The organism is Streptomyces sp. NPDC093586 (assembly GCF_044764905.1).
In the GTDB taxonomy this organism is placed as follows: Bacteria; Actinomycetota; Actinomycetes; order Streptomycetales; family Streptomycetaceae; genus Streptomyces.
Genome location: NZ_JBIWJA010000027.1, coordinates 59,848 through 73,252 on the forward strand (window position 1 = coordinate 59,848; position 13,405 = coordinate 73,252).

Genomic DNA, 13,405 nt, shown 5'->3' on the forward strand with positions numbered 1-13,405 from the left:
CAACGATGCACGAGGCGTGGCCGCGCGTCAGGGACAACCTGTGGCCTGTGCTCCAGCAGGCCACGGCCGCCGCGTTCTCCTGGTGGATCGCCAGGAACGTCTTCGCGCACCACGTCCCGCTCTTCGCCCCGATCGCCACCCTCGTCGCGCTCAACACGCCCGTCGGAGGGCGGGGCACCAACGCCGTACGGGTTCTGTCCGGGGTCGTGGCGGGGGTCGTCGTCGGACAGCTGGCGTTCCGTTTCCTCGGCCACGACGCCCCGTCCGTCGGCGTGGCCGTCCTGTGCGCGTTGCTCGTCGCGCTGTTCATCGACGGGGAGCGCATCACGATGGCCCAGGCCGCCGTGGGAGCGGTGATCTCCGTCGCGTCCGGACAGCAGGCGGGCATCGACCGGGTGCTGGACGCCCTGCTCGGGGCCGGGGTGGCCCTCGTGTTCAGCCAGCTGCTCTTCCCGCCGCACCCGCTGGCGCTGCTGAGACGCGCCGAGTCCGCCACGCTGGAAGGGCTGGGCCGTGCCCTGGACCTGACGGCGCGGGCGCTGGACGAGCCGGAGGGAGAACACGACGCCCCGCCGTGGGAGGAGCTGCGTCCCGTCTACACGCTGCTGACCGATCTCGGCGGAACACGGGACGACGCCATCGCCGTCGCCCGGCGCACCCTGCTGTGGCGGGGCCGGCACGAGCCCGTCGTCCAGGAGATCGCGACCACGAAGTACCTGGACCTGCTCGGCAACAGCTGTCTCACCCTCATCCGCGGCGCCTCGGCCCTCGGCACGGGACACCGGCAGGCCTTCGCCCGCACGGTGCGGGAGCTGTCCGAGGTCCTGACCGTGCTGGCGACCGCCCCCGCGAACCATGCCGTGCGGCAGCACGCGATCCGGTGGACCCTCGGCATCGTCCGGAGCGCTCCGGAGGCCGAGGGAGGCCCTGCTCTCCCGGTCGCCGTGTGGGAGAGCGTACGGCTGGTGGCCGGGGACATCCTGGTCTTCGCGGGCGCCGACGCGGACGAGGCCGAACGCGCCCTGCACGAGGGCGCCGCCGATCTCCCCGTCGGCATTCCGCCGAGACTGCGGTGGTCGCCCCGGCCGCGACGCCGGCGACGGCCCTGGGCCTGAGGCACCCGTCACCGGAAAAGCGGTATCCGTGCCGCGGCGCGGGCGTCCCGGGTCGCCGTCGGACGCGTCGCGGCCGAGACTGCGAGGGACCCGGCCCTTCGGAGAGTAGGACGAGCGTGCCCTTCCCTCTTCCCCCGCACATCACCGACGCCCCTCCCGTGCAGGCAGCGGCCGGTCGCTTCCTCACCGCCCCGGCCGTCGGCCGGCCCGCCGTCGCCCACGACGACCGGTAGGCACCGTGGCGAAGAGCGCGGACACGGGCGACGGGAGGAGCACCGGCCGGGACGAGGAGGAGTCGGCCCGGTCCGTCGACCGCAAGGGCGGCCCCGGACACACGGTCCTCCTGGCACTGGCCCTCGCGGTTCCGGTGACGAAGGTCGCGTACACGGTGGGGGGCGGTGGCGCGGCCCGTGACGTGTTCGTCGCCATGGAACCCGAGAACTGGCCGAACGTACTGATCGGCATGGTCCTCACCGATCCGCTCCTCGCCTCGGTGCTGGCCGTCGTCACCTCCCGGGTCGTGTTCGCCCTGTTCGCGGCGCGGGGCGCGGTCCCGGTGGCGGGGGGCGTCCTGCGGGCGCTCCAGCGGACGGCGCTGACCGTCGTCAACCCGGTCGCGACGGGAGTGGTGGACGCCTGCTTCTTCGGCCCCTGGTGGGGGCTGGGCACCGGACTGGCCGCCTACGCGCTGCGCCAGGGCGTCGTCGTGGAGTACCGCACCGGCAGACGGCGGCACCACGGACACCGCGCCGGGCGGGAGACGGCTCCCGGATCGTCCGGTGACGGCCGCGGTTACCGTCCGGCGCCCTGGCTGCGCCGGGCGGCGGCCCTCGAACAGTGGGTGGCCCTCGTCCTGACCGCCGTCGTACTCCCCGTCCTGGGCTTCGTCTCGGCCCTGGACGGGCAGGCGTGGACCTCGATCGTCCGCTGCCGGGTCACCGAGGACACACGGACCGAGAGCAACCGCCTGATCGAACTGAGCCGCAAGGGGAGCGGCGTCGTGGGCTGGAACCTGGACACGGAGGAAGTCTCCGACGGCGTGGGGTGCGCGGGCGAGGAGAGCCTGTACGTGCGGGAACCGTGGTGGCACGGCTGACCGCCCGCCCAGGGGCCGCCGGCCGCGGTCCCCTGCGGTGACCGCCCTCCGCCCGCCCCTCCCGATCGACGGCATGCGCCGTAAGGGGCGAGGGGGGAGGATGGCTGTGTGCTGAGATGGCACCTCGGTCCCGGCGGCGGGCAGAGGAGGGTCGACATGGACCGGTACCACGCCGCGGCCGGCTCGGCCGGCCCGGAGAACGGCGAACTCGATTCCCCACCCAGCGGCCTGCTGGATCTGCTGGGTGTCGCGGCGACGGTGCTCGACGACAAGGGGCGGATCGTCCTGTGGAGCCCGGAGGCGGAGCGCCTCTTCGGCTACAGCTCCGCCGAGGCGCTGGGGCAGTACGCGGCGGATCTCCTGATCGACCCGCTGCACAGGCCCCGGGTGCTCGACCTGTTCGGCCGTGTGCTGGGCGGGGAGCCGTGGGCGGGGGGCTTCCCCATCCTCTGCAAGGACGGCACGGTGCGCCAGACGGAATTCCGCAACGTGCCGCTCCAGGACGATCACCACCACAGCTACGCCCTCGGCATCGCCACCGACCAGACGCAGTTGCGCGAGCTGGAGACCGGGCTGGCACTGACGTCACGCCTGTTCCATCACGCCCCGTTCGGCCTGGCGGTACTCGATCCCGATCTCCGCTACCTGCTCGTCAACCCGGTACTGGAGAAGATCCACGGCCGGCCCGCTCACGAGACCGTGGGCCGGCATCTGTCCGAGGTGATCCCGGTCCCCGACAGCGGCCCGATCGAAGCGGCCCTGCACCATGTGCTGGCCACGGGCGAGCCGCTGCTGAACCAGCTCACCTTCAGCACCACCCCGGCCGACCCCGAGCCCCGCCGCGAACACGCCTGGTCCACGTCCTACTACCGGCTCCAGGACCAGCGCGGCCGCATCCTCGGGGCCGCCGCCACCGTGATCGACGACACCGAGCGGCACCGGGCCGCGTCCGAGGCGAACCGGGTACGCAGACGCCTGGCGACGCTCGCCGAGGCGGGGGTACGCATCGGCTCCACCCTCGACCTGGAGCGCACCGCGCACGAACTCGCCGACATCGCGGTGGACGACCTCGCCGACGTGGCCGCGGTCGACGTTCTCGACGTCATCTTCACCGCCGCCGACCCCGCCCTGCCGGACACCGGTCAAGGCGCGGCCTTCCGCCCGCTGGCCGTCGCCGCCCGCCCGCCGACGGAGGCCGCCCGGGCCGCCGACCCCGTCGGTGAGGTGGCCGTCTACGCCGCGGACCGCCTGGTCACGCAGTGTGTCACGACGGGCCGGCCGGTGCTGGTGCCACGCCTGACGGCCGAGACCCTCAGGCGTCTGGGCCACCGGCCCGATTCGGACATCCTCACCCGTGCCGGCGCCCACTCCTACCTGGCCGTCCCCCTGAACGCGCACGGCTGCGTCCTGGGCGCCCTGTCCCTTCTGCGCGTCCACGATCCGCGCCCCTTCGACGAGGAGGACCGCGACTTCGCCGTCGAACTCGCCGACCGGGCGGCGATCTGCATCGACAACGCACGCTGGTACCGGCACGAACGCGACACCGCCCTCGCGCTGCAGCGCAGCCTTCTGCCACGCAGGGCCCCCGGCCGCGCCGGGCTGGAGATCGCCACCCGTTACCGGCCGGCCGACGACACCTCCGAGATCGGAGGCGACTGGTACGACGTGCTCCCCCTGGCGGACGGCGGGACCGCCCTCGTCATCGGGGACGTGATGGGAAGCGGCGTGACGGCCGCGGCCGCCATGGGTCAGTTGCGTACCGCCACCCGCACGCTGTCCCATCTCGGCCTGCCCCCGGCCGACGTCCTGTACGGACTGGACCGCCTCGCCGAAGACCTCGAGTCCCCTTTCGCCACCTGCACGTACCTCACCTGCCGGCCCGACTCCGGTACCTGCGAGTTCGCCTCCGCCGGTCATCTGCCGCCCGTCGTGGTCCGTCCCGACGGGGCCGCCGAACTGATCGACCCGCCGCCCGGTCCCCCGCTCGGCATCGGGGACAGCACGTTCACCACCCACCGCCTCGCCCTCACCGCCGGCAGCAGGCTCCTGCTCTACACCGACGGCCTCGTCGAGACCCGGACCGACGCCATCGACGACCGGCTCCAGCTCCTCCTGAAGCTGCTCACCAAGGCTCCGCAGGACCTGGAGGACACCTGTGACCTTCTCCTGGACCAGATGCGCCACCCGGGCTCGCGCGACGACGCCGCGCTCCTCCTCGCCTGTCTGACGCCCGGCCCGGCCGGCGCGACCGGTGACCACAGCGGTGGCGCCCGGACCGGTCACGGCCGGCCCTCCGGTGCCGCCGGTCGATGACACCGGCGGGGTGAACGGCCGAACCACGTGCGCGCGACGGAGGCCGGTTCGGCACCCCCGTGCTCAGCTCGCCCGACCCGGCGGCCGCGGTCGTGTCGGTCCCGTGGGGGCGCCGGCTCCTTGTAGGACCAACAAGTTAGGTGTAGCATACATCTATAAGCTCACGACACGGACAGGGAGTGTGGGGCCCATGGCCTGGGCGTCATCGCTGACGCACGCCGTTCGCAAGGGTTTCCGGACGGAGCGGGTGTTCGCCAACCCCTGGACCCTCGGACGGGCGGTGCTGGCGGTGGCCGTCGGTGCCGTCATCGGATGGGCCACCGGAAACGTCCTGGCCACCACCATGATGAGCGTCGGCACCTTCATCTGCGGCATCGGCACCCTGCTCACGCCCATGCGGCACCGCTTCGTCAACGCCCTCGCGATGGCACTGGCCTTCAGCTGCGCGGTCGCGCTGGGCGTCGTCCTCCAGCCGCTCCACTGGTACTTCCTGATCGTCCTGGCCCCCGTCGCCTTCCTCGGCGGGCTCTGGTGGGCACTGGGCCGGGCGGTCGGCATCCGCGCCTATCTGGTGGTCATCGGCCTGCTGATCACGGCGGACATCTCGCCGGGCCTGTCCGCCGGCTTCGACATGACCAAGTGGATCGCCGCCGGCTGCGCCCTGACCGTCCTCGCCCAACTGCTTCCCCCGTACGGCCGCCGGCACGCCGCACAGCGACGCAAGCTCGCGGACGTGTACCGGTTCCTCGCCTCGTACGCCCGCGAGGAAGCCGAAACGGCGGGCACGGCGCGGCCCGCCTCGGCGTCCTTCTCCGCGGCGCGGTCGGCGCTCGGGCTGCTGCCGCAGTTCGCCCGCCCGGCCGCGGCCCCGCTCTACGGCCTGCTCGGCGAGGCCGAACGCATCCGCCGCACCCTCTACGCCGAACAGGGCGCCAGGGGAGTGCCGTACCGCTCCGTGGCCGAGGCCCTCGAGGCCGTCGCCCGCACGGTCGCCTCGGGCCGTCCGCACAAGGCTCCGGAGGAGTGCCTGCGCGAGCTGGCCGCCTGGCGGGGCCGGCCGGCCGAGAGCCTGCTGCCGAAGATCGCCGAGGCCGAGCGGCTGGCGGACCTCTCCGTCGAACTGCGGCGCGGCGACCGGCCGGTGCCGCACATGGAGGTCTCCGCGCTCTACTCCGGCGCGGGCCCGCTGTCCGGTGGCGCGCGCCGGCTGACCGCCGCGCTGCGGCCCGGCGACCCCCTGTTCCGGCACGCCGTACGCGTGGGCGTGGGCACCACCGTGGCGGAGGCCGCGGGCCGGGCGGTCGGCGACTTCTGGGGGCACGGCCTGCCCGCGCACGGCTTCTGGGCCGCCCTCACCACCATGCTGGTGCTCTTCCCCGACTACGAGCACACCTTCGCCCGCGGCATCAGCCGGCCGATCGGCACGATCGCCGGCGGATTCATCGCCTGGGGGCTGCTCCAGTACCACTGGGGCCACGGTGCGCTCGCCATCGCCGTCGTGGTGTTCACCGTGCTGTCGTTCACCCTGCTGCGCACCGGTCAGCACATACTGAACATCGTCCTCACCGCGTGGCTGGTCTTCCTCATCCACGACATCGGCACTCCGGAGGGCCCGGTGGCCTTCGGACGCCCTGCCGACACCGTGCTCGGCGCCCTCATCGCACTGGTGATCTTCCTGCTGCTGCCCACGTGGCACCACCGGCACGTCCCGGTCCTGCTCGCCCGGTGGCTGCGAGTGCAGGCACGCCTGCTGCCCGTCGTGCTGACCGGCTACTCGGACGTCGCCTCTGTGGACCGGGCCGGCATGGAGACCCTGCGCACCTCCCTGCGTCGGGTCCACGAAGAGCTGAACAGTGCCGTCGGCAAGCTGCCGCACGAGCCCCGGAGCCACCGGGGGCGCTGGTCCGAGGCCGAGCTCCGGCGCATCATGGCGGGCGTCGACGGCCTCAACCGCGCCACGGTGCTGCTCGCCGAGCATCTGCCGGACCGTGAGGACGACGTGGTGCCCGAGCTGGCCGAGTTCGCCGCGCCGGTGGGCGATCACCTCGTCGCGCTGTCCGACGCGGCCGGCGGGGGCGAGGGCGTACGCCCGGGGGCACTGCGCGACGTCTTCGACCCGCTCTCGGTGTCCAGCGGGCTGGCCTGGCTCGGCGACCCGGAATCGGCCGACGGCGTCTCGCACGCACGGGCGCGGGCGCTCAGCTCCTGCCTGGCACTGGTCACCGCGATCGAGACCCTGACCGGGGAGCTCGACGCGGCGGCGGCCCGTCGGCACCGCGGGCGGGACCGGGTGCACCACGCGTCGGGGGCGGCCGCGTAGACGGAGAGCCTCCCGGAGGGTTCCCTGCGGGCGGACCGGCACCGGCCTGGTCTTCGACCTGTGCGGCGGGGCCGTGGGGCGGCCGACTTCTCCGTCCGTCGTTGCGTCGGCCGTGCTTCACGGGGTGTGCGCGTCGTGGCGGGGTGCCGGCCGGGCGTTCTTTCGGCCCGGTGATCGTTCGGGGCCGGGCCGGGAGGGACCGGCGCCCGGGCCGGGCAGGTGGCCGCCGGGCGGATGTGCCGGAAGCCCCGGCGGACGCGGGCGGGGCCGGTCCGTCCGGCGTGCCGGGTTTCTCCCGGGTCGGCGCCGGGCGCCGGCCGGCTGCCGATCGACAGCTCCCGCACCTCCAGTCCGGCACCTCGGCCGCTGCCTCGAAGCCGTCCTGAGCGGGCTCGCCGGCCCGGCACCGCCGCCCGAAGCCGCCTGCGACCACCTGCTCACCGCCTTCGCGCCCCCGGACGGTCACGACGACGTCGCCCGAGTCCGTCCTGGCCGGCACGGCGCCGAGCCGTCGCCCCTCCCCCGGGTTGCCGGCGACGGCGGACGGTGCCCTGATGGAACTGGGGGAAGCCATCGATGTCGAGCGTGCCGACGGGCGGCTCTCCGGCCCGTCGTGCGGCCTCCTACCGAAAGGGTTGCCGATGACCACCCTGCTGACCGGTGCCATCGTGTGGGACGGGCTGAGCGACACACCCACCGGAGTCCGCGACATCCTGGTCGAGAAGGGCCGGATCACCGAGATCGCCGGGAAGATCCCCGGACCTGACGGCGCCGTGGTGATCGACCTGTCCGGGCACACGGTGACCCCCGGGTTCATGGACTGCCACACCCACGTCACCATCACCCCGGCGATCTTCCCGGTCCTGACCCGCTCGGCCGCGGCGACCGCGCTGGCGACGATCCCGGTGCTGAGGACGATGCTGCTCAACGGGTTCACCACGATCCGGGACCTGATGACCGCCGACGCCGGCTACAACACCCTTGATCTGCGCGACGCGATCGCCGCGGGACTGATCGAGGGCCCGCGCATGCTGGTGGCCCCGCACCTGATCTCCGCGCGGGGCGGGCACGGCGACTTCTCGGGGGTGCTGGCCGGCGAGTACCAGGGCCCGCACCGGCTGATGGAGCTGGCCTCGGCCGACGGCTGCGACGAGATCCGCAGCCGGGTCCGCACCGAGGTCCGCGCCGGCGCCGACTGGATCAAGTTCGGCGCCACGGGCGGGTTCTCCAGCCCCTCCGACGATCCGGCGCAGACGACGTACAGCCAGGAGGAGATGGACGCCCTGGTGGCGACCGCCCGCGATCTGGGCCGCCACGCGACGCCGCACTGCTACGGCGACGAGGGGGTGCGCCGGGCGGTGCACGCCGGGGTGCGCAGCATCGAGCACGGCAACCTCGCCACCGCCGACACCCTGCAGCTCATGATCGACAAGGGTGTCTATCTGGTGCCGACCCAGTTCACCACCCTCGACGACGCCCGCCACGTCGACGACGACGCCTTCTGGGCCGGCCAGCCCGCCGTCAAGCGCCGCAAGTACGCGATCCATCAGAAGGCCCTGCTGGACGGCGCGGACCAGGTCGCGGACTCCGACGTCAAGATCGCTTTCGGTACCGACGCCGGCATGTTCCCGCACGCGGAGAACTGGAAGGAGTTCCCCACCATGGTCTCCACCGGCATCACTCCGGTCCGCGCCCTGAGAGCCGCGACCAGCGTCGCCGCCGAACTGCTCGGACTCGACGACCTCGGCGTCCTCGCACCGGGCCGGACCGCCGACGTCATCGCCATGCCCGGCGACCCGTTCACCGACATCGGGATCACCGGCGAGGTCGACTTCGTGATGAAGGAAGGCGTCGTCCACAAGCGTCCGTGAACGGAACCGGGGGTCAGCGGTGGCGGGCGAGGTCGTCGTAGTGCTGCTGGAGGGCCGGGGAGAGGGCGACCCGGTCGTCCTCGAGCAGGTTGCGGGCCATCTTCCGGGCGGCGGGCTCGCCCCGGTCGAACGCCTGGGCGATGTGCTGGGCGTGGGAGGGCTGGAGGCTCTCGCCGAAGGGTGCCTCGTAGGGGTCGGTGACGGCTTCGACCAGACAGGGACCGTCGGTCGCCATGGCTTCGGCGAACACCTCGGCGGCCTGGGCGGGGTCGTCGATGCGGAAGGCGCGCAGACCGCACGCGCGGGCGACGGCGGCGAAGTCGACGGGGTGCAGTTCGCAGCCCGTCTGGGGGTTGCCCAGCAGGGCGGTCTGTTCCCACACCTCCAGGGCCAGGGCGTCGTTGCGCAGGACGACGACCTTGACGGGCAGGTCGTACTGGGCGAGGGTGGCCAGCTCGCCCATGCCCATGCTCATCGAGCCGTCACCGGTGAACGCGACGACCGGCCGGTCGGGGTGGGCGCACTGGGCGCCGATGGCGTAGGGCAGGGCGGAGCCCATGGTGCACAGAGTGCCGGAGAAGGAGTACTGCATGCCCTTGCGCAGCCGCAGGCGGCCGCCCCACGCGGTGACCGTGCCGGCGTCACCGGTGACGATCGCCCGGTCGGGGAGCGCCTTCGACAGTTCCCAGGTCACCACCTGCGGCCGCATGGGGGTGCCGGAACTCGCGGCCTGCTCGCCGATCAGGTCCCACCACCGCCGGTAGGTCTCCTGCGCGGTTTCGAGGAACGACCGGTCTGTTTTGCGTTCCAGCAGCGGCAGGAGGCGTTCCAGCACGCCCCGGGCGTGGCCGACGAGGCCGGCCTCGACGGGGTAGCGCATGCCGATGCGGTCCGCGTTGAGGTCGATCTGCACCCCGCGGGCCCGGCCCGGCTTCGGCCAGAACTCGTAGTAGGGGGTGGAGGATCCGACGATGAGGAACCCGTCGCAGGTCTCGAACGCCTCGTGGGAGGCGCGGGTGCCGATGAGCCCCATGCCGCCGGTCGTGTAGGGACTGTCGTCCGGCACGCAGTCCTTGCCGAGTCCGGCCTTGACGATCGGCGCCCCGAGCACCTCGGCCACCCGCTCCAGTACCTCTCCGGCGCCGCGGGCCCCCGCCCCCGCGCAGATCGCGACCCGCTCGCAGCTGTTGAGGATGTCCGCGGCGGCGCGCAGCTGCTCCTCGTCGGGTACGACCGTGAAGGGCTGCGGGGCGAGCGAGAGGTGGCCGGGCACGTTCTTCGGTGACGCCGTGTCCTGGTCGAGGATGAAGGACTGGACGTCGATGGGGACGGCCAGGTGTGAGGGCGTGCGGTTCATCAGGGCGCTGCGCACCGCGAGGTCGGTGGCGGTCACGGCGTGGGCGGGGCCCATGACGCGCTCGGAGAACAGGCAGGCGTGTTCCAGCAGCCGGTCGGACGGGAGGTCCTGGAGGAAGTGCGCGCCGATGGTGTCGTGGTAGGACAGACCGGTGATCGCGATGACCGGTGCACCGTCGATCCGCGCGTCGTACAGGCCGTTGAGCAGATGGACCGCGCCGGGGCCGGCGGTGGCCACGCACGCGGCGGGCCTGCCGGTGAACTTGGCGTAGCCGACACATGCCAGTGCCGCGTTCTCCTCGTGCCGGACGTGGACGAACCGCATCCGCGGGTGGGTGCGCAGCGCCTCGAAGAATCCGTTGATCTGGTCACCGCAGATGCCGAAGCAGGTGTCGATGCCCCAGTCGAGCAACCGCTCGACGATCAGGTCCGATGTGGTTCTGGCAGCCGATCCGGTGGGCTTGTCGCCCATGAGGAGCCTCCCGTTGCGTGGCGTGTTCCGAGGGTTCGCGTCTGCGGTGGCAGGAGCCCTCTCCAAAGCCGTACCCCTTCCGCCCCGGGCAGGGCGGCTCCCTGCCGCGTTTCATCAGGTCGGCCCACCCTCACGGGCGAGTGGGCGTGACGGGACCGTCAGGGACGCCAGCGGCGGCGTGGTGTGTGCCGCTCATAGGGTTGCGGGTCCGGGTACGTGATCAGCTCCAGGGTGCTGCCCCACGGTGTGCGGGTGTACGTCATCCGGTTGCGGGGCCCGGCCTCGACGCCGGGCAGCGGTCGTGGGCCGCTCAGGCGGGTCCCGCCGGCTTCCTCGACGCGGAGGTCCGCCGCGTCGAGGTCGTCGACGTACACGGCCAGGTGCTGCCACCCCAGGTCGGAGGGCATCACCGGATCTCTCTGGTGGGGTGCACGGAACTCGAACAGTTCGAGGCCGGGGCCGTGCGGAAGCGTGAGCATGCGGATGCGCGTCTCCCGGGTGCCTTCCGGGACGCCGAGTCCCTGTTCGATGGACGGGCCTTGGTTCGGTCCGTCCTCGGGGCGCAGGGTGTCGTACAGGACTTCCGCTCCCAGCGCGTGACGGAAGAACACGGTCGCGGCGTCGATGTCCGGCACCGTGACTCCCACGTGGTCGATCCCGCGCACGACCGGGTTCTTCCGCGCCGCCGGCCGCGTCCCGCTCTGCTGGTCCGGCACGGCAGGTCAGGACGTCGGGGAGCCGGGAGTCATGCGGCGGAGGGGTTCGTCGAGTTCTCGCCGGTAGAAGTCGATGAAGCCGTCGGGGTCGGGGCCCGCGTTCTGCATCACCAGCCGGTCGAAGCCCGCGTCGACGAACTGCTGGGCGACGTGCAGGTAGCGGTTCCGGTCGGGGCCGCACGCGAACTTGCCGAGGATGTCCTCCTCGCGGACGGTGGCGGTCGCGGCTTCGAAGTTGACCGGGTTGGGCAGTTCGCTCATGACCTTCCAGCCGGTCAGTGCCCACCGGGAGGTCTCCAGGGCGGCCCGGGCGGCGCTGTGCTCGTCCTCGGCCCAGGCCATGGGGACCTCGGCGTACCTCGGGCCGGTGCCGCCGGCCTCCCGGTAGTGGCCGACGATCTCCGGTTTCTGCTCGGTGGCGAACAGGCCGTCACCGAGTTCGGCGGCGATCCGTGCCGAGTTCCGGCCGCCGGCGGCCACGGCGATCAGCGGGGGCTCGGGCGGGAGGTCAAAGACCCGTGCGTCCTCCAGCCGCAGGTGCTTGCCTTCGTAGGAGCGGTACCCGCCGCTCCACAGCAGGCGGATGATCTCCAGCGCCTCGCTCAGCATCTCGTGGCGTACCCGGACGGTGTCGGGGAACCCCCGGCCGACGACGTGCTCGTTGAGGCGTTCGCCGGATCCCACGCCGAGGACGAAGCGCCCGTCGGAGACCAGCGCGAGCGTGGCCGCCGCCTGGGCGATGATCGCCGGGTGGTAGCGCACGGTGGGACAGGTCACGCCGGTCGCCAGCTGGATGCGTTCGGTCCTGGCCGCGATGGCGCCCAGCACCGTCCAGGTGAAGGACGAGTGTCCTTGGTTGTCCAGCCACGGGTGGAAGTGGTCGCTCATCTCCACGAAGTCAAAACCCGCGGCCTCTGCCGCGACGGCCTGGCGGACGAGTTCCCCGGGGGCGAATGCCTCGGAAGCCAGCTTGTACCCGATCTCCATGCGTCGCTCGTTCCCCTCGGTCGTCGGCTCGGCCTCACGGACCACTCGCACACTGCCAGGCCGAGGAGGGGACGGGCGGGAGACGGCCCTGCCGTGTCGGAGCGGTCACTCGAACGGTCCGCGTCCGCGGCACCGTGGTGCCGTGCCCGGATCGCCGCGGCACGCGGTGAGGGCCCCACCCGCGCGACCGGTGGGGCCCTCACCGCTGTTCGGTTCGTGCCTGTTCCGTCGGTCAGACCGGTACAGGGGCGCCGAGCATCGTGGAAGCACGTCGGAGCGGATCGACGATCCTCGCGGTCGCGGCCTCGGGGGTGGTGCGGCAGGTGAAGCCGAGGCGGGACATGGCCCGGAGGACTTCGTCGCCGCTGAAGTCGCGGCGGTCCTGGCGGGTGACGACCTGGCCAACCTGCTTGGCGGGGTAGTGGCGGCGCCCGATGATCACGGAGTCGCCGGTGACCGGCTCGGGCTTGACACCCTTCATCGATTCCAGCACACCCCCCTTGGTGAGCTCGAACGGAAAGCGGGCGATGACACAGCGCATGATGCCTCACAGCGGGAAGAGGGGGACGGGCCGAGCGGGGTGAGGCGGTTCAGCGGGAGAGGGCGAGGACGCCCAGGGCGTTGCCGTGTTCGTCGACGACGGGCAGGGCGCCGAGCCGCCGGTGCCGCATCGCGTGCTCGGCTTCGGCCACCGTGGTCAGCGGTGAGGCGAAGGGCCCGTCGCCGTCGGCGATGTCGCGCAGCCGGACCCGGTCCGTGTATCCGGAGCCGCCCCGCACGGCGGTCAGCCGGGCCCGGGTGACCAGGTCGGTGTACTGGCCGTCCTCGTCGCAGACGACGAGGTGGGACGTGCGGGCGGCGGCCATGACGGACAACGCCACCTCGACGGTCATGTCGTGCCAGACCTGGGGCCCGGCCGCGTCCATGGCCTCGGCGGCCGTCCTGTGCGCGGTGTCGGTGTTCCTCGGGCGGGCATGCGTCTGGAGCAACGTCAAAGGTGCCTCCTGGGGGGATGGGACGGCTTTCCGGTTCGGGCGGTTCTAGTGCCGCGGCAGGCGACGTTCGCCCGGTGAGGAGCGGCGTCCGGTGCGTGCTCCGGGGGTCCCCCGGCCGGAAGCCCTCGCACTGGACGTACTCGGGCTTTCGGCCGGTGCGGCGA

At 72.8% G+C, this 13,405-nt stretch carries 10 protein-coding genes; 5 read left to right on the top strand and 5 right to left on the bottom strand.

Annotation, left to right across the window (positions count from 1 at the left end; translation table 11 throughout):
- Nucleotides 1-47 precede the first annotated feature (47 nt).
- From ACIRFH_RS25385 to ACIRFH_RS25405, 5 genes are all read left to right on the top strand, one after another.
- Entirely contained in the window at nucleotides 48-1,115 is a 1,068-nt protein-coding gene (locus tag ACIRFH_RS25385; RefSeq protein ID WP_403525028.1) for an aromatic acid exporter family protein, read from the top strand.
- Nucleotides 1,116-1,353: 238 nt separating this feature from the next.
- Nucleotides 1,354-2,211 carry a hypothetical protein gene (locus ACIRFH_RS25390; protein WP_403525031.1) on the top strand — a complete coding sequence of 286 codons (858 nt, stop codon included), beginning with the start codon at nucleotides 1,354-1,356 and terminating at the stop codon, nucleotides 2,209-2,211.
- Between the two features lie 156 nt (nucleotides 2,212-2,367).
- Nucleotides 2,368-4,524 carry a SpoIIE family protein phosphatase gene (locus ACIRFH_RS25395; RefSeq protein ID WP_403525034.1) on the top strand — a complete coding sequence of 719 codons (2,157 nt, stop codon included), beginning with the start codon at nucleotides 2,368-2,370 and terminating at the stop codon, nucleotides 4,522-4,524.
- Nucleotides 4,525-4,714: 190 nt separating this feature from the next.
- On the top strand, nucleotides 4,715-6,844 hold the full coding sequence (locus ACIRFH_RS25400; RefSeq protein WP_403525036.1) for an FUSC family protein: 2,130 nt from the start codon (nucleotides 4,715-4,717) through the stop codon (nucleotides 6,842-6,844).
- Nucleotides 6,845-7,485: 641 nt separating this feature from the next.
- On the top strand, nucleotides 7,486-8,715 hold the full coding sequence (locus ACIRFH_RS25405; protein ID WP_403525039.1) for an amidohydrolase family protein: 1,230 nt from the start codon (nucleotides 7,486-7,488) through the stop codon (nucleotides 8,713-8,715).
- A gap of 13 nt (nucleotides 8,716-8,728) precedes the next feature.
- On the opposite strand, the gene ACIRFH_RS25410 is transcribed toward ACIRFH_RS25405, so the two are convergent.
- The 5 genes from ACIRFH_RS25410 to ACIRFH_RS25430 all read right to left on the bottom strand — a co-directional run bounded on the left by ACIRFH_RS25410 (nucleotide 8,729) and on the right by ACIRFH_RS25430 (nucleotide 13,241).
- Nucleotides 8,729-10,543, bottom strand: coding sequence for a thiamine pyrophosphate-dependent enzyme (locus tag ACIRFH_RS25410; protein WP_403525042.1), 1,815 nt, complete (start codon nucleotides 10,541-10,543; stop codon nucleotides 8,729-8,731).
- Between the two features lie 158 nt (nucleotides 10,544-10,701).
- On the bottom strand, nucleotides 10,702-11,208 hold the full coding sequence (locus tag ACIRFH_RS25415; protein WP_403525044.1) for a VOC family protein: 507 nt from the start codon (nucleotides 11,206-11,208) through the stop codon (nucleotides 10,702-10,704).
- Nucleotides 11,209-11,265: 57 nt separating this feature from the next.
- Entirely contained in the window at nucleotides 11,266-12,246 is a 981-nt protein-coding gene (locus ACIRFH_RS25420; protein WP_403525047.1) for a TIGR03557 family F420-dependent LLM class oxidoreductase, read from the bottom strand.
- 232 nt (nucleotides 12,247-12,478) lie between these two features.
- The gene (locus tag ACIRFH_RS25425) at nucleotides 12,479-12,787 is read right to left on the bottom strand and encodes an SCO5918 family protein (RefSeq protein WP_403525050.1); all 309 of its coding nucleotides are present in this window, start codon (nucleotides 12,785-12,787) and stop codon (nucleotides 12,479-12,481) included.
- Nucleotides 12,788-12,836: 49 nt separating this feature from the next.
- A complete protein-coding gene (locus ACIRFH_RS25430; RefSeq protein WP_403525053.1) occupies nucleotides 12,837-13,241 on the bottom strand; it encodes a CBS domain-containing protein in 405 nt (134 codons plus the stop codon).
- Between the last annotated feature and the right edge of the window lie 164 nt (nucleotides 13,242-13,405).